Annotated in this window: 24 protein-coding genes; 14 read left to right on the forward strand and 10 right to left on the reverse strand. The window is 54.1% G+C overall.

The genetic code is table 11. The features are described from left to right. Positions 1-97 precede the first annotated feature (97 nt). The 3 genes from glnP to ybiO all read left to right on the forward strand — a co-directional run bounded on the left by glnP (position 98) and on the right by ybiO (position 3831). Positions 98-757, forward strand: coding sequence for a glutamine ABC transporter permease GlnP (gene glnP, locus OGV69_RS20715; RefSeq protein ID WP_006685364.1), 660 nt, complete (start codon positions 98-100; stop codon positions 755-757). After that, entirely contained in the window at positions 754-1476 is a 723-nt protein-coding gene (glnQ, locus tag OGV69_RS20720) for a glutamine ABC transporter ATP-binding protein GlnQ (RefSeq protein WP_042309588.1), read from the forward strand. The genes glnP and glnQ overlap by 4 nt, the downstream gene beginning before the upstream one ends. A 117-nt stretch (positions 1477-1593) precedes the next feature. Next, a complete protein-coding gene (ybiO, locus tag OGV69_RS20725; protein WP_038639109.1) occupies positions 1594-3831 on the forward strand; it encodes a mechanosensitive channel protein in 2238 nt (745 codons plus the stop codon). Here ybiO and rlmF read toward each other — a convergent pair. Then, the gene (gene rlmF, locus OGV69_RS20730; RefSeq protein ID WP_038639107.1) at positions 3828-4754 is read right to left on the reverse strand and encodes a 23S rRNA (adenine(1618)-N(6))-methyltransferase RlmF; all 927 of its coding nucleotides are present in this window, start codon (positions 4752-4754) and stop codon (positions 3828-3830) included. The genes ybiO and rlmF overlap by 4 nt on opposite strands. A gap of 211 nt (positions 4755-4965) precedes the next feature. Between rlmF and mcbA the strand changes: the two genes are divergently transcribed. The 3 genes from mcbA to ybiJ all read left to right on the forward strand — a co-directional run bounded on the left by mcbA (position 4966) and on the right by ybiJ (position 6198). Further along, positions 4966-5226 carry a DUF1471 family periplasmic protein McbA gene (mcbA, locus tag OGV69_RS20735; protein WP_069323210.1) on the forward strand — a complete coding sequence of 87 codons (261 nt, stop codon included), beginning with the start codon at positions 4966-4968 and terminating at the stop codon, positions 5224-5226. Between the two features lie 143 nt (positions 5227-5369). After that, positions 5370-5636, forward strand: a complete 267-nt coding sequence (locus tag OGV69_RS20740; protein WP_003831562.1) for a DksA/TraR family C4-type zinc finger protein — start codon at positions 5370-5372, stop codon at positions 5634-5636. Between the two features lie 301 nt (positions 5637-5937). Beyond that, on the forward strand, positions 5938-6198 hold the full coding sequence (ybiJ, locus tag OGV69_RS20745) for a DUF1471 family protein YbiJ (protein ID WP_006685371.1): 261 nt from the start codon (positions 5938-5940) through the stop codon (positions 6196-6198). 52 nt (positions 6199-6250) lie between these two features. Here ybiJ and OGV69_RS20750 read toward each other — a convergent pair whose 3' ends face one another. The 4 genes from OGV69_RS20750 to rhlE all read right to left on the reverse strand — a co-directional run bounded on the left by OGV69_RS20750 (position 6251) and on the right by rhlE (position 12129). Further along, positions 6251-7381, reverse strand: coding sequence for a malate/lactate/ureidoglycolate dehydrogenase (locus tag OGV69_RS20750; protein ID WP_051594512.1), 1131 nt, complete (start codon positions 7379-7381; stop codon positions 6251-6253). A 163-nt stretch (positions 7382-7544) separates the two neighbouring features. Further along, positions 7545-8513 (reverse strand): DNA-binding protein YbiB, encoded by a 969-nt coding sequence (gene ybiB / locus OGV69_RS20755; RefSeq protein WP_069323209.1) that lies wholly within the window; start codon positions 8511-8513, stop codon positions 7545-7547. A gap of 28 nt (positions 8514-8541) precedes the next feature. Continuing rightward, complete coding sequence (gene dinG, locus OGV69_RS20760) at positions 8542-10692, reverse strand: ATP-dependent DNA helicase DinG (protein WP_069323208.1); 2151 nt, start codon at positions 10690-10692, stop codon at positions 8542-8544. A 96-nt stretch (positions 10693-10788) separates the two neighbouring features. Continuing rightward, positions 10789-12129, reverse strand: coding sequence for an ATP-dependent RNA helicase RhlE (gene rhlE / locus OGV69_RS20765; RefSeq protein ID WP_069323207.1), 1341 nt, complete (start codon positions 12127-12129; stop codon positions 10789-10791). Positions 12130-12350: 221 nt separating this feature from the next. Here rhlE and cecR point away from each other — a divergent pair, with 221 nt between their 5' ends. The 5 genes from cecR to OGV69_RS20790 are packed head-to-tail and all read left to right on the forward strand — an operon-like array spanning position 12351 to position 17992. After that, positions 12351-13028 carry a transcriptional regulator CecR gene (cecR, locus tag OGV69_RS20770; RefSeq protein WP_061381910.1) on the forward strand — a complete coding sequence of 226 codons (678 nt, stop codon included), beginning with the start codon at positions 12351-12353 and terminating at the stop codon, positions 13026-13028. Continuing rightward, on the forward strand, positions 13025-14020 hold the full coding sequence (gene hlyD, locus OGV69_RS20775) for a secretion protein HlyD (RefSeq protein ID WP_069323206.1): 996 nt from the start codon (positions 13025-13027) through the stop codon (positions 14018-14020). Before cecR ends, hlyD begins: the two co-directional genes overlap by 4 nt. Next, complete coding sequence (locus OGV69_RS20780) at positions 14013-15749, forward strand: ATP-binding cassette domain-containing protein (protein WP_085047471.1); 1737 nt, start codon at positions 14013-14015, stop codon at positions 15747-15749. The genes hlyD and OGV69_RS20780 overlap by 8 nt, the downstream gene beginning before the upstream one ends. After that, positions 15742-16875, forward strand: a complete 1134-nt coding sequence (locus tag OGV69_RS20785) for an ABC transporter permease (RefSeq protein ID WP_038639081.1) — start codon at positions 15742-15744, stop codon at positions 16873-16875. The genes OGV69_RS20780 and OGV69_RS20785 overlap by 8 nt, the downstream gene beginning before the upstream one ends. Before the next feature lie 10 nt (positions 16876-16885). Further along, positions 16886-17992 carry an ABC transporter permease gene (locus tag OGV69_RS20790; RefSeq protein WP_003831543.1) on the forward strand — a complete coding sequence of 369 codons (1107 nt, stop codon included), beginning with the start codon at positions 16886-16888 and terminating at the stop codon, positions 17990-17992. On the opposite strand, the gene OGV69_RS20795 is transcribed toward OGV69_RS20790, so the two are convergent. Then, entirely contained in the window at positions 17954-18364 is a 411-nt protein-coding gene (locus OGV69_RS20795; RefSeq protein WP_006685384.1) for a YbhQ family protein, read from the reverse strand. The genes OGV69_RS20790 and OGV69_RS20795 overlap by 39 nt on opposite strands. Positions 18365-18496: 132 nt before the next feature. Between OGV69_RS20795 and OGV69_RS20800 the strand changes: the two genes are divergently transcribed. Genes OGV69_RS20800 through OGV69_RS20810 form a run of 3 tightly spaced genes read left to right on the forward strand, consistent with a single transcriptional unit; the run spans position 18497 to position 21458 of the window. Continuing rightward, complete coding sequence (locus tag OGV69_RS20800) at positions 18497-19258, forward strand: endonuclease/exonuclease/phosphatase family protein (protein ID WP_069323204.1); 762 nt, start codon at positions 18497-18499, stop codon at positions 19256-19258. Beyond that, the gene (gene clsB / locus OGV69_RS20805; protein ID WP_038639075.1) at positions 19255-20496 is read left to right on the forward strand and encodes a cardiolipin synthase ClsB; all 1242 of its coding nucleotides are present in this window, start codon (positions 19255-19257) and stop codon (positions 20494-20496) included. Before OGV69_RS20800 ends, clsB begins: the two co-directional genes overlap by 4 nt. Further along, positions 20496-21458: a lysylphosphatidylglycerol synthase domain-containing protein gene (locus OGV69_RS20810; RefSeq protein WP_038639070.1), complete on the forward strand. Its 963-nt coding sequence runs from the start codon at positions 20496-20498 to the stop codon at positions 21456-21458. The genes clsB and OGV69_RS20810 overlap by 1 nt, the downstream gene beginning before the upstream one ends. A 51-nt stretch (positions 21459-21509) precedes the next feature. Here the strand turns inward: OGV69_RS20810 and OGV69_RS20815 are convergent, their stop codons facing one another. From OGV69_RS20815 to moaC, 4 genes are read right to left on the reverse strand one after another with little or no spacing between them, the layout of a single operon-like run. After that, positions 21510-22214, reverse strand: a complete 705-nt coding sequence (locus OGV69_RS20815) for a Bax inhibitor-1/YccA family protein (RefSeq protein WP_038639068.1) — start codon at positions 22212-22214, stop codon at positions 21510-21512. A 41-nt stretch (positions 22215-22255) separates the two neighbouring features. Beyond that, positions 22256-22708 (reverse strand): molybdopterin synthase catalytic subunit MoaE, encoded by a 453-nt coding sequence (gene moaE, locus OGV69_RS20820; protein ID WP_038639065.1) that lies wholly within the window; start codon positions 22706-22708, stop codon positions 22256-22258. 1 nt (position 22709) lies between these two features. After that, entirely contained in the window at positions 22710-22955 is a 246-nt protein-coding gene (moaD, locus tag OGV69_RS20825; RefSeq protein ID WP_038639062.1) for a molybdopterin synthase sulfur carrier subunit, read from the reverse strand. Then, entirely contained in the window at positions 22948-23433 is a 486-nt protein-coding gene (gene moaC, locus OGV69_RS20830; RefSeq protein ID WP_061381915.1) for a cyclic pyranopterin monophosphate synthase MoaC, read from the reverse strand. Before moaC ends, moaD begins: the two co-directional genes overlap by 8 nt. Position 23434 lies beyond the last annotated feature (1 nt).

A 23434-nucleotide genomic window follows, 5' to 3' on the forward strand; every position in this document is an offset into this window, starting at 1 on the left:
CCTTTCCCAGGATTTTTGAGACCTGTAACCGGATAAGCACAGCGTATCTGGCAAAACGGGCATTTGAATATTTACACCACGGTAACAGGAACGACATATGCAGTTTGACTGGAGTGCCATCTGGCCCGCCATCCCGCTTTTGATTGAAGGCGCCAAAATGACCTTATGGATCTCGATCCTCGGTCTGGCTGGCGGCCTGGTAATCGGGCTTGCAGCAGGGTTTGCGCGTACTTTCGGCGGTTGGATAGCCAACCACGTAGCGCTGGTGTTTATCGAAGTCATTCGCGGTACACCAATCGTTGTGCAAGTGATGTTTATCTACTTCGCTCTGCCAATGGCGTTTAACGATTTACGTATTGACCCCTTTAGCGCCGCCGTTGTCACCATTATGATCAACTCCGGTGCCTATATTGCGGAAATCACCCGCGGTGCGGTGCTCTCAATCCATAAAGGATTCAGTGAAGCCGGACTGGCGCTTGGACTTTCACGTACAGAGACTATCCGTCACGTTATTTTGCCTCTCGCGCTGCGTCGTATGCTGCCGCCGCTGGGCAACCAGTGGATCATCAGCATTAAAGATACCTCGCTGTTTATCGTCATTGGCGTCGCTGAACTGACCCGCCAGGGCCAGGAAATCATTGCCGGTAACTTCCGCGCACTGGAAATCTGGAGCGCCGTTGCGGTGTTCTATCTGATCATTACACTGGTGCTGAGCTTCATTCTGCGTCGTCTGGAAAGAAGGATGAAAATCCTGTGATTGAATTTAAAAATGTTTCTAAGCACTTTGGTCCTACCCAGGTGCTGCACAATATTGATCTGAACATTAAGCAGGGCGAAGTCGTGGTCATCATCGGGCCGTCCGGCTCCGGTAAATCTACTCTGCTGCGCTGCATTAACAAGCTGGAAGAGATAACCTCTGGCGATCTGATCGTCGACGGTCTGAAAGTCAACGATCCCAAGGTCGATGAGCGGTTAATTCGCCAGGAAGCCGGGATGGTGTTTCAGCAGTTCTACCTGTTCCCCCACCTGACGGCGCTGGAAAACGTCATGTTTGGACCGCAGCGCGTACGCGGGGCGAATAAAGAACAGGCAGAGAAGTTGGCGAAAGAATTGCTGGCGAAGGTCGGCCTGGCCGAGCGCGCGCATCACTACCCTTCTGAACTGTCCGGCGGTCAACAACAGCGTGTGGCTATCGCCCGTGCACTGGCAGTGAAGCCGAAAATGATGCTGTTTGATGAGCCAACCTCGGCGCTTGACCCTGAACTGCGTCACGAAGTTCTGAAAGTCATGCAGGATCTGGCGGAAGAAGGAATGACCATGGTGATTGTGACCCACGAAATCGGCTTTGCCGAAAAAGTGGCCTCACGTCTGATTTTCATTGATAAGGGACGTATTGCCGAAGACGGTAATCCGCAAGCCCTGATTGAAAATCCCCCTAGCCAGCGTTTACAGGAGTTCTTGCAGCACGTCTCCTGATGCATTGACCTCCCTTCGCCCGAAGGGAGGTTTTCACCAGAATCCTCTCATTTCCATTCTCTTACGCTCTGGCATCTATACTTATCCTTTTGAATTTATTTTCTCATGGGAGGAGTCATGCGCTGGATCCTGTTGGTCTTCTTTTGTCTGCTGAGCATACCGTCTCACGCGGTGACAATACCCGGCGTCACAACCTCGACTTCAGCCGACCCGCAAGCCACCCCCGCAAAAGAGCCTGATGTTGAGCAAAAGAAAGCCGCTTACGCCGCGCTGGCTGACGTACTGGACAATGAAGCATCGCGCCAGGAGTTGATTGGTCAATTGCGCAAAGTCGCGGCAACGCCTCCTCCCGAACCCGTGCCGGTGATTGTCCCCCCCACGCTAACTGAAGAAAAAACGGTATTGGAAAACGTGACAGATGTCAGTCGTCACTATAGTGAAGTTCTTTCCGACCGCTTTGCCCAGCTTTACCGCAACATCACCGACGCCCCGCATAAAACCTTTAACCCGCAAACCTTCACCAATGCCCTGACCCATTTTTTAATGCTGGCAGCGTCAGTGTTTGGGTTTTACTGGCTGATCCGCCTGTGCGCGCTGCCGCTGTATCGCAAAATGGGGCAATGGGCACGACGGAAAAACCGCGAACGCAGCAACTGGCTACAGCTTCCGGCAATGATCGTCGGCGCATTTATTATCGATTTATTACTGCTGGCGCTAACGTTGTTTATAGGGCAGATTCTGAGCGATCGAATGAACGCCGGGAGCCGCACCATCGCTTTCCAGCAAAGTCTGTTCCTCAATGCCTTTGCGTTGATTGAGTTCTTCAAAGCGATTTTACGTCTGATATTTTGCCCGACCGTAGCGGAGCTACGCCCGTTTAACATTCAGGATGACGGCGCGCGCTACTGGAATCGCCGTTTGAGTTCATTAAGCAGCCTGATTGGTTACGGACTGATTGTTGCCGTTCCTATTATCTCAAATCAGGTTAACGTGCAGGTCGGTGCGATGGCAAACGTCATCATCATGCTGTGTATCACGCTATGGGCGCTGTATCTGATTTTCAGAAATAAGAAAGAGATCACGCAGCATTTGCTCAATCTGGCGGAAAGATCGTTAGCCTTTTTCAGCCTGTTTATCCGCGCCTTCGCGCTGGTATGGCATTGGCTGGCCAGCGCTTACTTCATTGTGCTGTTTTTCTTTTCGCTGTTTGACCCTGGCAACAGTCTGAAATTCATGATGGGCGCAACGTTACGCAGCCTGGTGATTATCGGCATTGCCGCCTTTGTTTCCGGCATGCTTTCGCGTTGGATAGCCAAAACGATTACCCTGTCGCCACATACCCAGCGCAGCTACCCGGAATTACAAAAACGGCTGAATGGCTGGCTGTCGACGGCGTTAAGCGTGGCCCGGATCCTGACGGTGTGCGTCGCGGTGATGCTGCTGCTCAATGCCTGGGGATTGTTCGACTTCTGGAACTGGCTGCATTACGGTGCCGGAGAGAAAACGGTGGATATCCTGATTCGTATCGCGCTGATTCTTTTCTTCTCCGCCATTGGCTGGACGATCCTTGCCAGCCTGATTGAAAATCGTCTGGCTTCCGATATTCACGGTCGCCCATTGCCCAGTGCCCGTACCCGCACGCTGTTAACGCTGTTCCGCAATGCGCTGGCGGTGATTATCAGCACTATTACTATCATGATTGTGCTGTCCGAAATTGGCGTCAATATCGCCCCCTTGCTGGCCGGGGCCGGGGCGCTGGGGCTGGCGATCTCTTTCGGCTCGCAAACGCTGGTAAAAGACATTATCACCGGGATCTTCATTCAGTTCGAAAATGGTATGAACACCGGGGATTTAGTCACTATCGGCCCACTCACCGGTACGGTTGAAAGGATGTCCATTCGTTCTGTGGGGGTGCGTCAGGATACCGGGGCGTACCATATTATTCCCTGGTCATCGATAACCACCTTCGCCAACTTTGTGCGTGGCATTGGCTCAGTCGTCGCCAATTACGATGTCGACCGTCATGAAGATGCGGATAAAGCCAATCAGGCGTTGAAAGACGCTGTCGCTGAGCTGATGGAAAAGGACGATATTCGCGGGCTTATTATCGGCGAGCCGTCGTTTGCCGGGATCGTGGGGTTAACCAATACGGCTTTCACGCTACGGGTCTCATTTACGACCCTGCCGCTGAAACAGTGGACGGTACGTTTCGCGCTCGACAGCCAGGTGAAAAAACACTTCGATCTGGCCAACGTACGCGCCCCGGTACAGACGTATCAGGTCTTGCCTGCACCGGTGAATGGCCCTCCGTCGGCGGCAAGCGAACAACTGCCGCCAGGGGAGCCAACGCTCTAGCGTTTACGCGCCATAAAACGACGACGCTGATCGTTATCCATAAAGGTCCAGGCAATAAAGCGGCTCTGCTTTTGCCCCTGGGCCATCTCTTTCTTAACCACTTTCACCGCGCCCGCATCCGTTAATGCGTGATACAGCGGAGGTAAATTCTCACCGCGCGAAACCAGCGTGGTAAACCACATCACCTGACGGCCAAAGGCCTGGCTTTCGGCGATCATTTTCTTGATGAACGCCACTTCGCCGCCTTCACACCACAGCTCCTGCTGCTGTCCGCCAAAGTTCAGCGCATCATCTTTGTCCTGACCCAGATTACGACGCTTACGTTCGCTTCCGGCGCGGGCTGAGGCCGCAGAATCATGGAATGGCGGGTTACATACTGTGGCTTCATACTGCTCATTTTTATGAATGATACCGTTGAAGATTGACGCTGCATCTTTTTGCCGGCGCAAACGAATTGCGCGAGTCAACCCCGGATTGGCGTTAACAATCGCCTGAGCGCTGTTAAACGCTTCGCTACTGGTTTCGCTACCGGTGAATCGCCAGCCGTATTCATGCACGCCAATCAGCGGATAAATGCAGTTTGCCCCAACCCCTACATCCAGCACGCTCGCATTTACCGGAATAGTTCCTGTCGTTTCACCTAACAGGTCGGCCAGATGGTGAATGTAGTCCGCACGACCAGGAACTGGCGGACACAGAAAACCGTCTGGAATATCCCAGTTTTTCACCGCATAAAAATGCGCCAGCAGTGCTTTATTGAGCGCCTTCACTGCCTGCGGATTGGCGAAGTTAACGCTCTGCTCGCCGCCGGGCGTGAGGGTGAGAAATTGCGTCAACTCGGGTGTAACCTGGCATAAAGTCGCAAGATCATAACGGCCATTGTGGCGGTTACGCGGGTGTAATCCCGGTTTCTGGGGGGACATAGCATTCTCCTTTTAACAGCGGCGTAAGATACCCGCATAACGCCACGCGGTAAACACACACAACAAGGATATTTGATTTTTTATGCCTGTACGTTGCCTTACCGATTGTTCAAAAAACAGATATGTTATCACCAGTTTTTTGCGGTTAATGTCTTCCGCTGGCGGCCTAAACTTATCAGGCACCACCTGTTGTTTCTCAGAGGATATCACCATGAAGAAATGCCTCACATTACTTGCCGCTACCGTACTAACCGGTATGACGTTCGCGTCCTTTGCCGCACAGCCCAACACCAGCCCAGCAACCGGTCAGCTCCAGGCCTCAGGTACAGTATTCGCTACCGGCGCCACTAACCTGAGCGATCTCGAAGACAAGCTGGCAGAGAAAGCAAAAGAACAAGGCGCAAAAGGCTTTGTCGTTAACTCTGCGGGCGGTAAAAACCAGATGTACGGTAGCGCCACTATCTATAAGTAACCCCTCCACTTCAGCCCAACTGCATTCATCCCGAATGCAGTTTCCTGCGCGAATGGTCTGAAATCTGATACCGCTGATGTGGGGTCGTTTCTCAGCCATCATATTCGCTATACTAATTCTGTAGACAATAACAGGAGGTACATATGGCATCCGGATGGGCAAATGACGACGCAGTTAACGAGCAGATCAACAATACTATTGAAGATGCTGTTGCCCGTGCCCGTGGTGAATTACCGACCGGGGAAAGTCTGTATGAATGCGAAGAGTGCGGTAATCCTATTCCGCAGGCCAGACGTGAGGCAGTGCCAGGCGTACGCTTATGCATAGCCTGTCAGCAGGATAAAGATTCACATAACTCAGCATTTTCAGGATATAATCGCAGAGGTTCGAAAGACAGCCAGTTACGTTGACTTATCTTTACCAAACGTTTCAGCGCAGATAATTTCCTTTACGAGCACGCTTTTTCGCATGCTGTGTAGCAAAATGTGCCGTTGTCGCTTTCACTGTAAAGCGCAGTGACAAGAACTGTAAACCCCTCTTTCGAATTTATTAATATTCAATATGTTATTTGTCATTCAATTTTTTTGATTGACGCCGTCAATTCTATTCGATTTTCTCTCGCATAAAAAAACGTGATACTTCTCACATCGACGAAACAACGTCTTCTTACCAGAACACTGACTAACAGAACAAACCTGCGAGAGATTAATCATGAAAAATATTAAATTTGCCGTTGCCGCCATCGCCCTTTCTACCCTGTCATTTGGCGTTTTCGCTGCCGAGCCAGTTTCCTCCACTCAGGCACAAAGCATGAATAAAATTGGTGTGGTATCTGCTGATGGCGCCACCACGCTGGATGGTCTGGAAGCAAAACTGGCTGAGAAAGCCGCCGCTGCCGGCGCAACGGGCTACAACATCACCTCCGCTGTCGGCAACGACAAAATGAGCGGCACCGCGGTTATCTATAAATAACCGAAAGATTACCTGTACGACCCAATGCTCCAACCCTCATTGACCCTGTTTGTTACCCTTTGTTTGCCCGTCCGCCACTGGACGGGCTTTTTTTTGCCTGGTGTTTCAGCCGTTCACGGAATTCCTGTAACACGGTGTCGGGCATCCCTATTTGCAACGCCGCCTCGCAGATTGCCTGCCAGCTTCCGGCATCCAGCGGAATACCTTGTTCCAGCCTTTCATCACGAGTATTCACCTCCCACTCACCAGGCAACAGGATCGGGGCGTCATCGGCATGTGGGGACGCTTTTACCCACTCAGTAAATGCCGCGACCTGGTTATCGCAATCCGGCGCGCCGAACAGTTCCGGATTAATAATAAGGGTGGTCATACAGTTAATGATGGCGTCCGCACTGGTCTGCAGGCTCTCCTCATGTGTGGTTTTACCACCAGAAAGCGCGCCGCCCATAATTTCGCACATCGCCGCCAACGCATAACCCTTGTGTTGAGCGAAGGTCAGCAACGACCCCAGCGGAGAGACCTGCATCACAGCAGGATCGGTTGTCGGCGCTCCTTCGGCATCAATAAGACATCCCGGAGCCACCGGTTCCCCCTTATGCCATGCCACGCGGGTTTTGCCAAAAGCGATGGCGCTGGTTGCATAGTCCAACAACAACGGGAAAGTATCTTTACGCGGAAAAACGACGCAGAAAGGGTTGGTGCCAAAACGGCTATCGCGGCCGTGGAACGGCGCGACCATCGGGATGCCCACCACATTCACAAAGTGTACCGAGACAAAACCTGCCGCCGCACATTGTTCCGCCCAGTAACCAATACGTCCGATATGGTGCGAATTGTGTAACGCCACGGCGGCGATACCGTACTGGCGCGCTTTTTCAATCCCAAGCGTCATTGCCTCGTGCGCCGCCACCTGACCAAATGCGCAATCGCCATCAAGCGTAATCACCGCCCCCGCATCTTTAACCACTTTGGCATGACGGTTGATCTGCAGATGTCCCTGCGAGAAGGAGCGAATATAGCTTGGGATCATGCCGATGCCGTGGGAGTCGTGCCCGGCGAGGTTAGAGGCAATCAGATGATCGGCCACCAGCCGCGCTTCCTGCTCGTTACTCCCCATCTGGTGAAAAACGGCCTGAATAAAGGCGTGCAGCGTTGGCACATGGAAGCGATGTCCACTGTTCATTGTTATCTCCTGTTGTGTCGCGTGTTTGTTGTGTTTCTTATTTTTCAACAAACTATGCTGCGCCACAGCAGTCAGGAGATCAATAAACGTGCAGAAATTTCACGTTGATGCAAAGGATGAACCGACAGGCCTGGTAAATGACCTGTCGGGGGGAACAAGAAAATTAGAAGCTTTGCCCGACGCGAGCAAGGCCTTCAGCCAGCGAGGAAGATTCGCCGGTTGCGACCAGACAGCAGGCCATCTGAATTTTCAACGAGGCCGGAACAGGCTCGCTACCGGCCAGACAACGTTCAATCCAGCGCGCGGTAGTTTCCGGATCTTTTGCCACTGGCAGCGGTACCGGCTCGTCGGGCATCTCACTCTGACGCTCCTGCAACACTCGCACACCGGATGAATCGATCAGGCTTATCTGCGGACAGCGCTGCGGGTTGGCATACACCTCGCCTTCTGTACCGTGCATCAACAGGCCACGGCCACCGATGTCGCTAAAGAATTTCGCCACGCGCGATACATATTCCGGATGCGACACGCTGGCAAGACGCAGCGCGGCATCTTCAGCAAACGGCGTGGCGAGTTTAGCCAGCGTATGCGCGCTGTTACGCACGCCCATTCTCCAGCGCATCGCCAGCTGTTTCTCCAGCGGAGGACACAGCGCGCTCACCGGGATAAACACCGGCTCATGACCATCGAGTTTTGCCTGTGCCTGCCCCGCATGCCGCGTTGGCGTAATGCCCATCAGTTCGAAAATGGTTTCTGTCAGCACGCGGGTTGGATCTTCACTGACGCCGTGCACCACTACCGGGAAGCCCAGCTTGTGCAGTAAAATTGCCAGCAACGGAGTCAGATTCGCCTGCTTGCGTGCGCCATTATAGCTGGGAATAACAATGGGCATGGGTTTAGCAACCGGCGGCGTCAAGCGAATAGTATGGTTCTGCATCGCTTCGTAAAAGCCCAGCATCTCCGCTTCACCCTCGCCTTTAATACGTAGCGCAATCAGTACGCCGCCCATCTCAAGCTCCGGTACATCGCCGTTCAGCATATGGGTATACAGTCCGCGAGCAGTATCCTTATCCAGGTCACGCGCGTGATTTTTCCCTCGCCCAATCTCTTTGATGATTTTGCGGTAATCCATCGATAACTCCTTGCTGTTGCTCACATCGTTAACGCCTGCGGCGGCGCGTGGGTTTCGCTTTTTCTTTTGGTTTTACTATAACGTCTGGCACAGCAGGTTGCTCTATCGGAAATATGGGTAACGCATTCAGTAAACGCTTGCCGTAGTTTTTGGTCAATAAACGCTTGTCATAAATAACCACTTCCCCCCAGCAGCCGTGGCTACGGATGAGTCGCCCGACCTGCTGGATTAAATTAAACGATGCGGCCGGTAAACTCTGTACTTCGAAAGGATAACGATTCAGGCTTTTCAGCCACTCACCCTCGGTGATCACTACCGGGCTGTCGATTGGCGGAAAGGCGATTTTATGAATATGCACCTGCGTCAGCAGGTCGCCTTTCAAATCCAGACCTTCGGCAAAAGATTGCAGACCCACCAGCACGCTACGCTCACCGTTTTGTATCCGTTTGCGGTGTAGCTCCACCAGACGATAACGCGGCTGATCGCCCTGGACCAGCAACAGCAGACGTAGATCGGCGACGTGCTCAAGAAAACGCTGCATCGCCCGACCGCTGGCAAACAGCACCAGCATGCCCTGATGCTTTTTGCTTTCCAGCTGTTCGCGAAAATAGGCAGCCATTTCCGCAATATGCTGCTCTTCGTTCTCTATCAACGGTTCGTAGCGCATCTGAGGAATAACAATTTTGCCTTGCTCAACATGATTAAACGGAGAATCCAGCGCGACGAAGCGGTCACCGGCCTTTTCTTTGAGGCCGCTCATCTCCTGTAGACGCGAAAAGCTGTTGAGCGAGCGCAGTGTGGCGGAGGTAACGATAATATGTGGTACGCTGCGCCACAGCAGTCTTTCCAGTTGATCGCTCACGCGGATCCCCACGCAGTGGAACCAGACGTGGATCTGCCCGTCACGCACTTCACGCGTCGCCCATTTACTCACCGGAGCGCCTGACGACTGCGCCAGCGAGGCCAGCCGCCACAGCTTGCTTTGCGCTTCGAACATACCCAGCGCCCGGTTCATCTGCAAAATAACCCGATGCAGACGCACAATATCGTGAGTGCCGGTTTTTTCGCTGAGATCGTTGAGGAACAGTTCAGCCAGACCGCGCAGCATTTCTGTGAGCTTCGCCAGGCGCTGACATATCTCCATTACTTCCGCTGGCAGTTCACCCATCGCAAAACGGTGTTCTGCTTCCTGGGTGGCAGGCATATACAGATTAAGAATATTGTTAAGTGAAGAAATCAGTTCATACAGTTCTTCGCAGTGGCCGTTCAGACGCTCAGCATTTGCCAACGGCGGCGTGGTTTTGGGGCGAAACTGCTCAAGGCAGGTAGCCACAAACTTACAAAACAGATCCAACTGCAGTCGATACCAGGGAGCGCTGATTTCCGCACTCATCTCCAGCGCATCGCGCGCAACGTCCGGCAAGTGGTGTCCTTCATCAAGCACCAGCAGCAGGTTTTTCGGCTCCGGCAAAACAGCTTCACTTTCCATGGCGGCCATCACCAGCGCATGGTTGGCAACCACCACTTCGGCTTCCTGAATCTCACGGCGGGCGACAAAAAAAGGACATTCACGATAATAGTGACAATTACGATTCAGACAGCTGGCCTTATCGGTGCTCAGGCGTTGCCAGAGTCCGTCATCAATAGCGATATCCGTGTGATCGCGCAGCCCGTCCCATTTATAGGTGTCGAGGTCGCCTTTCAGCCTGGCGCAGCGCTTTTGCTCTTCCTGGTTATTTGGCGTCAGGTCATCGTCGAGAAAAGCCAGCAGATCCTGCTGATTAGGTTCGGTACTGGCAAGCGCCGCTAAGTTACGCGGGCAGACATAGCGCCCACGACCGAACGCGGCGGTAAAACGCAGGTCAGGAATAATTTTGCGCAGTAACGGCAGATCTTTGCTGTAGATCTGATCCTGCAAGGCGACGTTGGCGGTACTCACCACCAGCGTTTTTTGTTCTTCCCGGGCAATGGCGATTCCCGGAATTAAATAGGACAGGGTTTTCCCCACCCCTGTCGGCGCTTCAATCGCCAGATGCCGCCCTTCTTCCCCGGAGAGCGTTTTCGCAACGTCAGCAATCATCTGCCGCTGCGGTGCGCGGGGGATAAAGTCGGGGATCTGTTCCTGAAGCGCCTTGTACCAGGCGGCAATTTGCGCTTTCAGCGCAGCCGTAAGTGCCATGAGAAAACCTGAAATACTGTATAAACAGCCACTATTGTGGCACTTTCTGAAACGTGTCGCAAAAAGAAAAGCCCGACCTTTCGGCCGGGCTCGCAATTACTGCGCTGAAGACGGTCTGCGCGGACGGCGCGGTGGACGAGGTTTATCGCCTGCCGGTTTGCCTTCGCCGCTACGCGGTTTCGCTTTTGGCGCACCGCCATCCTGACGACGCGGCTGCTGGCCACGTCCTGCTCCGCCCTGGCCGCGACCGCCGCCACGCTGCTGGCGACCGTTCTGAATCGGCTCAGCTTTGATAGACGGGTCTGGCTCGTAGCCTGGCGTTGCAATACGCGGGATCTCTTTTTTCAGCAGCTTCTCGATATCACGCAACAGTTTGTGTTCATCGACGCACACCAGAGACAACGCTTCGCCGGTGGCGGCGGCGCGGCCGGTACGACCAATACGGTGCACGTAATCTTCCGGGACGTTTGGCAACTCGTAGTTCACCACGTGCGGCAGCTCTTCAATATCCAGCCCGCGCGCGGCAATATCGGTCGCCACCAGCACGCGAATATCACCGGATTTAAAATCGGCCAGCGCACGCGTACGCGCCCCCTGAGATTTGTTACCGTGGATCGCCGCGCTGCGGATGCCGTCTTTATTCAGTTGTTCCGCCAGATGGTTCGCACCGTGTTTGGTACGGGTAAACACCAGCACCTGCTGCCAGTTGCCCTGACCAATCATCTGCGACAACAGTTCACGTTTGCGTTTTTTATCCACGAAATGCACATGCTGAGTCACCTGCTCGGACGCGGTATTACGACGCGCCACTTCAATTTCCAGCGGGTTGTGCAGCAGCTTTTCGGCCAGCGATTTAATATCGTCAGAGAACGTTGCCGAGAACAGCAGGTTCTGGCGTTTTGCCGGCAGTTTCGCCAGAACGCGACGAATGTCATGAATAAAGCCCATATCCAGCATGCGGTCAGCTTCATCCAGCACCAGGATCTCAACCTGATCCAGTTTCACCGCATTCTGGTGTTCCAGATCGAGCAAACGACCCGGGGTGGCAATTAGCACATCTACGCCGCCACGCAGCTTCATCATCTGTGGGTTAATGCTGACACCGCCGAAAACCACCAGCGAGCGAATATTGAGATACTTACTGTAATCACGTACGTTTTCGCCAATCTGAGCCGCCAGTTCGCGAGTGGGCGTGAGGATCAGCGCGCGAACCGGACGACGGCTTTTACCATGCGGCTGATGAGTCACAAGATGCTGCAACAACGGCAGGGTAAAGCCTGCTGTTTTCCCCGTACCGGTCTGGGCGCTGGCCATCAGATCGCGGCCTTCCAGCACGGCGGGGATCGCCTGCTGCTGAATAGGGGTAGGTTCACGGTAACCCTGCTCGGCAACGGCACGTAAAATCTCAGGGTTCAAACCAAGGGAATCAAAAGACATAACAACTCCGAACCGCCCTGACCGTTACCGGTGTCGTTTTCAGGGAGATACACACAATAGAGATGACAAAAACCACAATGTCATGAAGGGGCGGAGTGTAGCAGTTTTTGTGATGTACCGCATAAATTATCCCTTCAACAGAAATTAACCTCGCGGACTGGACAAGGTTGCACATCAGTCATAATCTTAATCAATCGATTGATTAAGATCAGAGCCGCGCAATGAATACACCCACCATGACAACCAAAGGCGAACAAGCGAAAAACCAGCTCATTGCCGCCGCGCTGGCGCAGTTTGGCGAGTATGGTCTGCACGCCACAACGCGCGATATCGCCGCGCAGGCCGGACAAAACATTGCGGCCATCACCTACTATTTTGGCTCAAAAGAGGATTTATACCTCGCCTGCGCCCAGTGGATTGCCGATTTTATTGGCTCACAGTTTCGCCCGCACGCGGAAGAAGCCGAGCGTCTGTTTGCTCAGCCGGAGCCCGATCGTGGCGCGATGCGCGAACTTATCCTGCGCGCCTGTAAAAATATGATCATGCTGTTAACCCAGGACGACACCGTTAACCTGAGCAAATTTATCTCGCGCGAACAGCTTTCACCCACCGCGGCTTATCAACTGGTGCACGACCAGGTTATCAATCCGCTGCATACCCACCTGACGCGCCTGATTGCTGCCTATACTGGTCGCGATGCCAACGATACCCAAATGATTCTGCACACCCACGCCATACTTGGCGAGGTGCTGGCCTTTCGTCTGGGGAAAGAAACTATTCTGTTGCGTACGGGCTGGTCACAATTTGATGAGGATAAAACCGCGCTGATTGAGCACACCGTTACCTGTCACATCGATCTTATTCTGCAAGGTTTAACGCAAAGGAGTCTGGAGTCATGAAAAAACCTGTCGTTCTCGGGCTGGTTATCGCGGCCCTCGTTGCCGTGATTGCTGGTGGAACGTGGTGGTATCAAAGTCGGCAAGATAACGGTCTGACGCTCTACGGCAACGTCGATATCCGTAGCGTCAATCTGAGTTTTCGCGTCGGCGGCAGGCTGGCCTCGCTGGCGGTTGACGAAGGCGACGCCATTACCGCCGGTCAGGTGCTGGGCGAACTGGACCACGCGCCGTATGAAAACGCGCTAATGCAGGCAAAAGCGAATGTTGCCGCCGCCCAGGCACAGTACGATCTGATGCTGGCCGGTTATCGTGAAGAAGAGATTGCGCAAACCGCAGCGGCGGTCAAACAGGCGCAGGCCGCCTATGATTATGCGCAAAACTTTTACAATCGACAGGTAGGACTGTGGAAAAGCCGCACCATCTCCGCTAACGATCTGGAAAACGCCCGTTCATCACGTGACCAGGCGCTGGCCTCACTGAAATCCGCGCAGGATAAACTAGCCCAGTATCGCAGCGGTAATCGTGTGCAGGATATTGAACAGGCGAAAGCCACGCTCGAACAAGCACAAGCTGAGCTGGCGCAGGCTGAACTGAATTTGCATGACACCACGTTAACCTCTCCGTCTGACGGCACGATTCTCACCCGGGCGGTTGAACCGGGTAGTATGCTGAACGAAGGAGGCACGGTACTGACGCTATCACTCACGCGTCCGGTCTGGATTCGCGCCTACGTTGACGAACGAAATCTGAGCCAGGCGCAGCCAGGACGCGAAATCCTGCTCTACACCGATGGCCGCCCGGACAAGCCTTATCACGGTAAAATTGGCTTCGTGTCGCCTACCGCCGAGTTTACCCCGAAAACGGTCGAGACCCCTGACCTGCGCACCGACCTGGTTTATCGTCTGCGCATTGTGGTGACCGACGCAGACGATGCGCTGCGCCAGGGGATGCCGGTAACAATAAAGTTTGGCGATGAGGCACGGCATGACTGACGCCGTCATTACGCTGAATGGGTTGACGAAAAACTTTGCCGGAATGGAAAAACCGGCCGTCGCCCCGCTCGACTGTACCGTTCATGCCGGCTACGTGACCGGGCTTGTCGGGCCGGACGGCGCGGGCAAAACCACGCTGATGCGGATGCTGGCGGGTTTGTTAAAACCCGACGCCGGAAGTGCGGCGGTAATTGGCTTTGATCCCATCAAAGACGACAGCGCCCTCCACGCCGTGCTGGGTTATATGCCGCAGAAATTTGGCCTGTACGAAGATTTGACGGTCATGGAGAACCTCAATCTCTATGCCGATTTGCGCAGCGTCACCGGCGACGTGCGAGAAAAAACCTTTGCCCGGTTACTGGAATTTACCTCGCTGGGTCCGTTTACCGGACGACTGGCAGGCAAGCTTTCCGGAGGCATGAAACAGAAGCTCGGGCTTGCCTGTACGCTGGTGGGCGAGCCCAAAGTGTTGCTGCTGGATGAACCCGGCGTGGGCGTCGACCCGATATCCCGCCGCGAGTTGTGGCAAATGGTCCATGAACTGGCGGGCGACGGGATGCTGATCCTCTGGAGTACCTCCTATCTGGATGAAGCCGAACAGTGTCGTGATGTGCTGCTGATGAATGAAGGCGAATTGCTGTATCAGGGCGATCCGACCCAGCTTACGCAGACGATGGCCGGACGCAGTTTTTTAATGAGCAGCCCGCAGGAAAATAACCGCCGACTGTTGCAACGCGTGTTAAAACTGCCGCAGGTCAGCGACGGGATGATTCAGGGGAAATCCGTCCGTTTGATCCTGAAAAAAGAGGCCACGGCCCAGCAGATTCAAGACGCGAACGGTATGCCGGAGATAACCATCAACGAAACCGCTCCCCGTTTCGAGGATGCTTTTATCGATCTACTCGGCGGTGCCGGAACATCAGAGTCACCGCTGGGCGCCATCCTGCATACCGTGGAAGGCACGCCTGGCGAAACGGTGATCGAAGCCAAAGCGTTGACCAAAAAGTTTGGCGATTTTGCCGCTACCGACCATGTAGACTTTGCCGTGCAGCGCGGCGAGATTTTTGGCCTGTTAGGCCCCAACGGCGCCGGGAAATCCACCACCTTTAAAATGATGTGCGGTCTGCTGGTTCCTACCTCCGGCAAAGCGCTGGTGCTGGATATGGATCTCAAGGTTAGCTCCGGCAAAGCGCGTCAGCATCTGGGCTATATGGCGCAGAAATTCTCCCTGTACGGCAACCTGACGGTTGAACAGAATCTGCGTTTTTTCTCCGGCGTTTACGGCCTGCGCGGTCGGACGCAGAAAGAGAAGATCGATCGCATGAGTGAGGCATTTGGCCTGAAAAGCATCGCCTCCCACGCTACCGACGAGCTACCGCTGGGCTTTAAACAACGTCTGGCGCTGGCCTGCTCGCTGATGCATGAGCCAGATATCCTGTTTCTCGATGAACCCACTTCCGGGGTTGACCCCCTTACCCGTCGAGAATTCTGGTTGCATATCAACAGTATGGTGGAAAAAGGCGTCACGGTAATGGTGACGACCCACTTTATGGATGAGGCGGAATATTGCGATCGCATCGGACTGGTTTATCGCGGCAAACTGATCGCCAGCGGCACGCCGGACGACCTGAAAGCAAAGGCTGCCGATAACGACACGCCGGACCCCACCATGGAGCAGGCGTTTATTACGCTCATCAATGACTGGGATAAGGAGCATACGCATGAGTAACTCCGCGCTCTCATGGCGACGCGTACGCGCGCTGTGCGTAAAAGAGACGCGCCAGATCGTCCGTGATCCCAGCAGTTGGCTGATTGCGGTGGTGATCCCGTTGTTGCTGCTGTTTATCTTCGGCTACGGGATCAACCTCGACTCCAGCAAGCTGCGAGTGGGAATTTTGCTCGAACAGCAGAGCGAAGAGGCGCTGGATTTCACCCACACCATGACCGGTTCGCCGTACATTGACGCCACCATCAGCGATAACCGTCAGGAATTGATTGAGAAAATGCAGGCCGGACGCATTCGCGGGCTGGTGGTGATCCCGGTAGATTTTGCCCAACAAATGGCGCGACCTGGCGACACAGCCCCTATTCAGGTAATCACTGACGGCAGCGAACCGAATACCGCCAACTTTGTGCAGGGTTATGTCGAAGGCATCTGGCAGATTTGGCAGCAACAGCGGGCTGAGGATCGCGGGGAATCATTTAAGCCGTTAATCGATGTGCAGACCCGCTACTGGTTTAACCCGGCGGCTATCAGCCAGCACTTTATTATTCCCGGGGCGGTAACCATCATCATGACGGTGATTGGCGCGATCCTCACCTCGTTAGTGGTGGCGCGTGAATGGGAGCGCGGCACCATGGAAGCGCTGTTGTCTACCGAAGTTACCCGCGTCGAGCTGCTGCTGTGCAAACTGATCCCCTATTACTTTTTAGGCATGCTGGCGATGCTGCTGTGTATGCTGGTGTCGGTGTTTATTCTTGGCGTGCCCTATCGCGGCTCGTTGTTAATCCTGTTTTTTATCACCAGCCTGTTCCTGCTCAGTACGCTCGGCATGGGCCTGCTTATCTCCACCATCACCCGTAATCAATTTAACGCCGCGCAGGTTGCGCTGAACGCCGCTTTCCTGCCCTCGATTATGTTGTCGGGGTTTATCTTCCAGATAGACAGCATGCCGGCGATTATCCGCGCGGTGACTTACATTATTCCGGCGCGCTATTTCGTCAGCACCCTGCAAAGCCTTTTTTTGGCGGGCAACATTCCGGTGGTGCTGATTATCAACGTGCTGTTTTTAATCGCTTCGGCGGTAATGTTTATTGGCCTGACGTGGCTGAAAACCAAACGTCGGCTGGATTAAGGGGACGGGCATGTTTCATCGCTTATGGACATTAATTCGTAAAGAGCTGCAATCGCTATTACGCGAGCCGCAGACGCGAGCCATTCTGATTTTACCGGTGCTGATTCAGGTCATTCTGTTCCCGTTCGCCGCGACGCTGGAAGTGACCAACGCCACTATCGCTATCTATAACGAAGACAATGGCAAACACTCGGTGGAGCTTACCCAGCGCTTCGCCCGCGCCAGCGCCTTTACGCATGTCCTGTTACTGAAAAGCCCACAGGAGATCCAGCCCACCATCGACACGCAAAAAGCGCTGCTGCTGGTGCGCTTCCCGGCCAACTTTTCGCGGAATCTGGATACCTTCCAGCAAGCGCCCATGCAAATTATCCTCGATGGACGTAACTCGAACAGCGCGCAAATTGCCGCCAATTACCTGCAGCAGATCGTGAAGGAGTACCAGCAGGAGCTGATGGACGGCAAGCCAAAACCGAACAACAGCGAACTGGTGGTGCGTAACTGGTATAACCCGAATCTGGACTACAAATGGTTCGTGGTTCCGTCGCTGATCGCCATGATCACCACCATCGGCGTAATGATCGTCACCTCGCTGTCGGTGGCCCGCGAGCGCGAACAGGGCACGCTCGATCAACTGCTGGTCTCCCCGCTCACCACCTGGCAGATTTTCATCGGCAAGGCAGTGCCCGCGCTGATTGTGGCCACTTTTCAGGCCACCATTGTGCTGGCGATCGGCATCTGGGCTTATCACATTCCGTTTGCCGGTTCACTGGGGCTGTTCTATTTCACGATGGTGATTTATGGGCTGTCGCTGGTCGGTTTTGGTCTGCTGATTTCATCGCTGTGCGCCACCCAGCAGCAGGCGTTTATCGGCGTATTTGTCTTTATGATGCCGGCGATATTGCTCTCAGGCTACGTCTCGCCGGTCGAAAATATGCCGGTATGGTTACAGAATCTGACGTGGATAAACCCGATCCGCCATTTTACGGACATCACGAAACAGATTTACCTGAAGGATGCGAGTCTGAAGATTGTCTGGGGAAGTTTGTGGCCGCTGTTGGTGATCGCGGCCACAACCGGCTCAGCGGCGTATGCGATGTTTCGACGCAAGGTGATGTAGCTTTTTGTCTTTCGCCAGCAGCGACACCACGGCGGGTCCGGCAAGGATCACCAGCCCCGCCAGAGCCAGCAAGACGTTGTTTTGCAGCACGCGCGACAGCAGCCACAGTACAATCATCGCGGCACCGAAATACCACGTCGTAGTGAGTTCTTCCAGCACATCCGCCACGTCGCGCCAGCGCTGTTCATGGTGACGTTGTAAGGCCAGCATTAATAAAACCGTTACGCCGTAAACGACGCATAATCCCAGGCCGACGTGCACCAGCGTGCCGCTCATCCAGCCCATTACCAGCAATGCCACTACCAGTAAATGCAACACAATCTGCCAGCAACTTAGACCCGTTGCGACACGAACACGTTGTTGCCACCTCATGGCTTTTCTCCTGAAGGATTTTCGACTAATTGTTCAGAGTACCGGACTTTACGGAAAATTCCGCAACACCGCATCTTTTTGTGACGACGACTACACTATTTTAATCAGGAAAGTGATGCCAACGGGAGAATCATGGCCAGACAAACAGAACGGTTTTCATTCAATGTGCTCACCATTAATACTCATAAAGGGTTTACCGCCTTCAATCGGCGTTTTATTTTGCCTGAGCTGCGAGAGGCCGTCAGAACGGTCGGTGCGGATATTGTGTGCCTGCAAGAGGTCATGGGCGCGCACGAGGTGCATCCTCTGCATGTGGAAAACTGGCCGGACACCACGCACTACGAATTTCTGGCGGATACCATGTGGAGCGACTTCGCTTATGGACGTAACGCCGTGTATCCGCAGGGGCATCACGGTAACGCTGTGCTGTCGCGCTATCCTATTGAACATTATGAAAATCGCGATGTGTCGGTCGGCGCGAGTGAAAAACGCGGGGTCCTGTACTGCCGCATCGTGCCGCCGATGCTCTCCCACCCGGTTCACGTGATGTGTGTCCATCTCGGTTTGCGTGAAGCCCACCGTCAGGCCCAACTCGCTATGCTGGCAGAGTGGGTGAATGCCTTACCTGAGGGTGAGCCCGTCGTGGTCGCCGGTGATTTCAACGATTGGCGACAAAAAGCTAATCATCCGTTGAAAGCCAATGCCGATCTTGACGAGATCTTTACCCGCGCCCACGGTCGCCCGGCGCGGACGTTTCCGGTGCAGTTTCCCCTGCTGCGTCTCGACAGGATCTATGTGAAAAACGCGAATGCCAGTACCCCAACGACGCTGGCGCTGCGTCACTGGCGACATTTGTCCGATCATGCCCCTCTGAGTGCGGAGATTCATTTATGAAATTTGGCTGGCGTGAAGGCAATCAAATTCAACTGCTGGAAAACGGCGATCAATACTACCCCGCCGTGTTTGACGCCATTGAACAGGCACAACAAAAAATTATCCTCGAGACCTTCATCTGGTTTGAAGATGCGGTCGGAAAACAGCTGCATGCCGCGCTGCTGAGTGCAGCACGTCGCGGTGTTAAAGCCGAAGTGCTGCTGGATGGCTATGGCTCGCCGGACCTCAGCGACAGTTTCGTTAATGAGCTAACCGCAGCCGGCATTGTTTTCCGCTATTACGATCCGCGCCCGCGTCTGTTCGGCATGCGCACCAATCTCTTTCGCCGTATGCATCGCAAAATTGTGGTCATTGATGACCGTGTCGCTTTCGTCGGCGGCATCAATTATTCCGCTGAACATATGTCGGATTACGGCCCTGAGGCCAAGCAGGATTACGCCGTACGCGTTGAAGGCCCCATCGTGGCCGACATCCTGACATTCGTACTGGAAAATCTGCCGGGCCAGAGCGCCGTACGTCGCTGGTGGCGACGTCATCATCGCGCAGTCGAAAATCATCGGCCTGGCGAAGCGCAGGTGCTGTTTGTCTGGCGCGACAACGAAGAGCATCGCGATGATATTGAACGTCATTATTTGAAAATGCTTACCCAGGCCAGACGGGAAGTGATCATTGCCAATGCCTACTTCTTTCCCGGTTATCGCTTTCTGCATGCCCTGCGTAAAGCGGCCCGACGCGGCGTTCGGGTAAAACTCATTGTGCAGGGTGAACCGGATATGCCGATTGTGAAAGTGGGCGCCCGTCTGCTGTACAACTATCTGGTAAAAGGCGGCGTCCATGTCTATGAATATCGCCGTAAACCTCTGCATGGCAAGGTAGCGCTGATGGACGATCATTGGGCGACGGTAGGTTCCAGCAATCTTGACCCGCTCAGCCTATCGCTGAATCTGGAAGCGAATCTCATTATTCATGACCGTGCGTTTAACCAGACTCTGCGCGATAACCTGAACCCGATTATTGCGCAGGACTGCAAGCGGGTTGATGAATCCATGCTGCCCAAACGCACCTGGTGGAACCTGACCAAAAGCGTGCTGGCGTTCCACTTTTTACGCCATTTCCCGGCGCTGGTCGGCTGGCTTCCCGCACATACACCACATCTGACCGAGGTAGAACCGCCCGCACAGCCTGCCATGGAAACGCAGGATCGCATTCAAACTGAGGATGTCGGAGGAAAATCCTGATGGCCAAAGCACATCCGCGCTGGCGGTTAGCGAAAAAAATACTCACGTGGCTATTTTTCATTGCCGTCATCGTGTTGCTGGTCATTTATGCCAGCAAGGTCAATTGGGAAGAGGTCTGGACGGTAATCCGGGATTACAATCGGACTGCCCTGCTCAGCGCCGTGGGGCTGGTAATCGTCAGTTATTTACTCTACGGCTGCTATGACCTGCTCGGCCGACATTACTGTGGGCACAAGTTGGCAAAACGTCAGGTCATGCTGGTGTCGTTTATCTGTTACGCCTTCAACCTGACGTTAAGCACCTGGGTGGGCGGTATTGGGATGCGTTATCGGCTCTACTCGCGCCTCGGGTTGCCGGGGAGCACTATTACGCGGATTTTTTCACTGAGTATTACCACCAACTGGCTGGGCTATATTCTGCTGGGCGGCTTTATTTTTACCTTTGGCGTGGTCGAGCTGCCCGCGCATTGGTATATCGATGAAGGTACGCTGCGCATTTTAGGCATTGCGCTGCTACTGATTATTGTCGTTTATCTGTGGTTTTGCGCCTTCGCGAAACATCGCCACATCACCATCAGGGGCCAAAAGCTGGTGCTGCCTTCCTGGAAATTTGCCATCGCGCAAATGGTGATATCCAGTACCAACTGGATGGTGATGGGAGCCATTATCTGGCTGTTGCTGGGTCAGGATATCAACTATTTCTTCGTGCTGGGCGTGCTACTGGTGAGCAGTATTGCCGGGGTTATCGTACATATTCCGGCGGGGATCGGCGTGCTGGAGGCGGTTTTTATGGCGTTGCTGGCGGGAGAAGATACTTCTCAAGGCAAGATTATCGCCGCCCTGCTTGCGTATCGCGTCCTTTATTATTTTATTCCACTGCTGCTGGCGCTTATTTGCTACCTGTTGCTGGAAAGTCGGGCGAAAAAGCTGCGGGCGAAAAACGAGAAGGCAATGGCGAAATGATGGTGTATATAGTGCCGGATGCGGCGTAATGCCTTATCCGGCAACAGAGAATTAACGACGATTGCCGAAGATACGCAGCAGCATCAGGAACAGGTTGATAAAGTCCAGATACAGCGTTAGTGCGCCAAGAATCGCGTATTTGCGCAGATTAGAACTGTCACGCAGATCGATCTGCTCACCGATGTTTTTCAGCTTCTGCGTGTCATAGGCGGTCAGACCGACAAACACAATCACCCCAATGTAGGTTACCGCCCACATCAACGCTTCGCTCTTCAGCCAGAAGTTAACCAGTGAAGCCAGCACAATCCCGATTAGCGCCATAAACAGCATATTGCCGAAACCGCTGAGATCGCGCTTAGTGGTATAACCGTACAGGCTCATGATGCCAAACATCCCGCCGGTGACCACAAAGGTACTGGCGATAGACGAGTAGGTATAGACGATGAAGATGCTCGACAGCGTTAACCCGGTTAACGCCGAATAGAGCATAAACAGTGTGGTTGCCACACCGGCGCTCAGCTTTTGCACCATGCCGGACAAAACGAACACCAGCGCCAGTTGGGCGATAATCAGGCCAAAGAAGGTGATTTTACTGGAGAAGACAAACATCATCACCGCGGGCGTATTTGCCGCATACCAGGCGATAAACGCCGTCAGCAACAACCCGCAGGTCATCCAGCCATAAACCTGCGCCATATACGTTTGCAGGCCGGAACGCGCCTGCACAATAGAATCGGATCGTGGGAATCGGTCCATGACAATCTCCTGAATCAGTATGAGCCTACAACAATTGTACTCTACCAGCGTTTTGCTGCTAGCTTATCGCTGTCACGGGCATCCACCCAACGTTCACCTTCCGGCGTGGCCTCGCGCTTCCAGAACGGTGCGCGGGTTTTCAGATAATCCATAATGAACTGCCCGGCATCAAACGCGCTACTGCGATGCGCGCTGGTCACGCCAACAAAAACGATTTCATCGCCGGGCCACAGCGCGCCAATGCGATGAATCACCGTCACCCGTCCGAGCGGCCAGCGCGTACGCGCCTCGTCGACAATCTCCGCCAGCGCTTTTTCGGTCATGCCGGGATAGTGTTCCAGCGTTAATGCCTGCACACTGTCGCCGAGGTTGTGGTTACGCACTTTACCGGTGAAGGTCACTACGGCGCCGTCTTCATCACGCTCGGCAAGCCAGGGATACTCTTCCCCAACGCTGAACGGCGCATGCCCAACAACAATTCGCGTCTCAGCCATCTTAACCTCCGGTTACCGGTGGGAAGAAAGCCACTTCATCACCTGCATTAAGGGGATGGTCAAAACTGACCAGCGTCTGGTTCACCGCCGCCAGCAGCTTGCCGTCCTCCAGCGCCAGCGCCCAACGATCGCCTTGCGCCGCCAGATGCTGGCGCAGCGCTTCGACCGTTGGAAATTCAGCGGTGACCTCTAAAGCATCCGTGTTGACCAGTTCACGGACCTGGGCAAAGAAAAGAACCTTAATCATGCGCATCCACCTTAAAATCTCCCGACTTGCCGCCGCTTTTTGCCAGCAGGCGCACCGGACCAATCACCATGTCCTTTTGCACCGCTTTGCACATGTCGTAGATGGTCAACGCCGCCACGGAGGCCGCCGTTAACGCTTCCATTTCCACACCGGTTTTCCCGCTCAGGCGACACAGCGTCTCAATGCGTACACGATCGTGTTCCGGTTCGGCATGCAGGTTGACTTCGACCTTGCTCAGCATCAGCGGATGACACAGCGGGATAAGATCCCAGGTTCGTTTGGCCGCCTGAATACCGGCAATGCGCGCCGTGGCGAAAACGTCGCCTTTATGGTGGCTACCATCGATAATCATCGCCAGCGTTTCGCTGCGCATCGTCACGAATGCTTCAGCACGCGCCTCGCGTACCGTTTCTGCTTTGCCAGAGACATCCACCATGTGGGCTTCGCCAGCGGCGTTAATATGAGTCAGTTGCGACATA

This window comes from Citrobacter sp. Cc139 (assembly GCF_030334645.1).
In the GTDB taxonomy this organism is placed as follows: Bacteria; Pseudomonadota; Gammaproteobacteria; order Enterobacterales; family Enterobacteriaceae; genus Citrobacter; species Citrobacter werkmanii.

Bases quoted from the DNA above. Each gene is read 5' to 3' on its own strand.
- glnP (WP_006685364.1), top strand. From the start codon at position 98: ATGCAGTTTGACTGGAGTGCCATCTGGCCCGCCATCCCGCTTTTGATT.
- ybiO (WP_038639109.1), top strand. From the start codon at position 1,594: ATGCGCTGGATCCTGTTGGTCTTCTTTTGTCTGCTGAGCATACCGTCT.
- rlmF (WP_038639107.1), bottom strand. From the start codon at position 4,754: ATGTCCCCCCAGAAACCGGGATTACACCCGCGTAACCGCCACAATGGC.
- mcbA (WP_069323210.1), top strand. From the start codon at position 4,966: ATGAAGAAATGCCTCACATTACTTGCCGCTACCGTACTAACCGGTATG.
- OGV69_RS20740 (WP_003831562.1), top strand. From the start codon at position 5,370: ATGGCATCCGGATGGGCAAATGACGACGCAGTTAACGAGCAGATCAAC.
- ybiJ (WP_006685371.1), top strand. From the start codon at position 5,938: ATGAAAAATATTAAATTTGCCGTTGCCGCCATCGCCCTTTCTACCCTG.
- OGV69_RS20750 (WP_051594512.1), bottom strand. From the start codon at position 7,381: ATGAACAGTGGACATCGCTTCCATGTGCCAACGCTGCACGCCTTTATT.
- ybiB (WP_069323209.1), bottom strand. From the start codon at position 8,513: ATGGATTACCGCAAAATCATCAAAGAGATTGGGCGAGGGAAAAATCAC.
- dinG (WP_069323208.1), bottom strand. From the start codon at position 10,692: ATGGCACTTACGGCTGCGCTGAAAGCGCAAATTGCCGCCTGGTACAAG.
- rhlE (WP_069323207.1), bottom strand. From the start codon at position 12,129: ATGTCTTTTGATTCCCTTGGTTTGAACCCTGAGATTTTACGTGCCGTT.
- cecR (WP_061381910.1), top strand. From the start codon at position 12,351: ATGAATACACCCACCATGACAACCAAAGGCGAACAAGCGAAAAACCAG.
- hlyD (WP_069323206.1), top strand. From the start codon at position 13,025: ATGAAAAAACCTGTCGTTCTCGGGCTGGTTATCGCGGCCCTCGTTGCC.
- OGV69_RS20780 (WP_085047471.1), top strand. From the start codon at position 14,013: ATGACTGACGCCGTCATTACGCTGAATGGGTTGACGAAAAACTTTGCC.
- OGV69_RS20785 (WP_038639081.1), top strand. From the start codon at position 15,742: ATGAGTAACTCCGCGCTCTCATGGCGACGCGTACGCGCGCTGTGCGTA.
- OGV69_RS20790 (WP_003831543.1), top strand. From the start codon at position 16,886: ATGTTTCATCGCTTATGGACATTAATTCGTAAAGAGCTGCAATCGCTA.
- OGV69_RS20795 (WP_006685384.1), bottom strand. From the start codon at position 18,364: ATGAGGTGGCAACAACGTGTTCGTGTCGCAACGGGTCTAAGTTGCTGG.
- OGV69_RS20800 (WP_069323204.1), top strand. From the start codon at position 18,497: ATGGCCAGACAAACAGAACGGTTTTCATTCAATGTGCTCACCATTAAT.
- clsB (WP_038639075.1), top strand. From the start codon at position 19,255: ATGAAATTTGGCTGGCGTGAAGGCAATCAAATTCAACTGCTGGAAAAC.
- OGV69_RS20810 (WP_038639070.1), top strand. From the start codon at position 20,496: ATGGCCAAAGCACATCCGCGCTGGCGGTTAGCGAAAAAAATACTCACG.
- OGV69_RS20815 (WP_038639068.1), bottom strand. From the start codon at position 22,214: ATGGACCGATTCCCACGATCCGATTCTATTGTGCAGGCGCGTTCCGGC.
- moaE (WP_038639065.1), bottom strand. From the start codon at position 22,708: ATGGCTGAGACGCGAATTGTTGTTGGGCATGCGCCGTTCAGCGTTGGG.
- moaD (WP_038639062.1), bottom strand. From the start codon at position 22,955: ATGATTAAGGTTCTTTTCTTTGCCCAGGTCCGTGAACTGGTCAACACG.
- moaC (WP_061381915.1), bottom strand. From the start codon at position 23,433: ATGTCGCAACTGACTCATATTAACGCCGCTGGCGAAGCCCACATGGTG.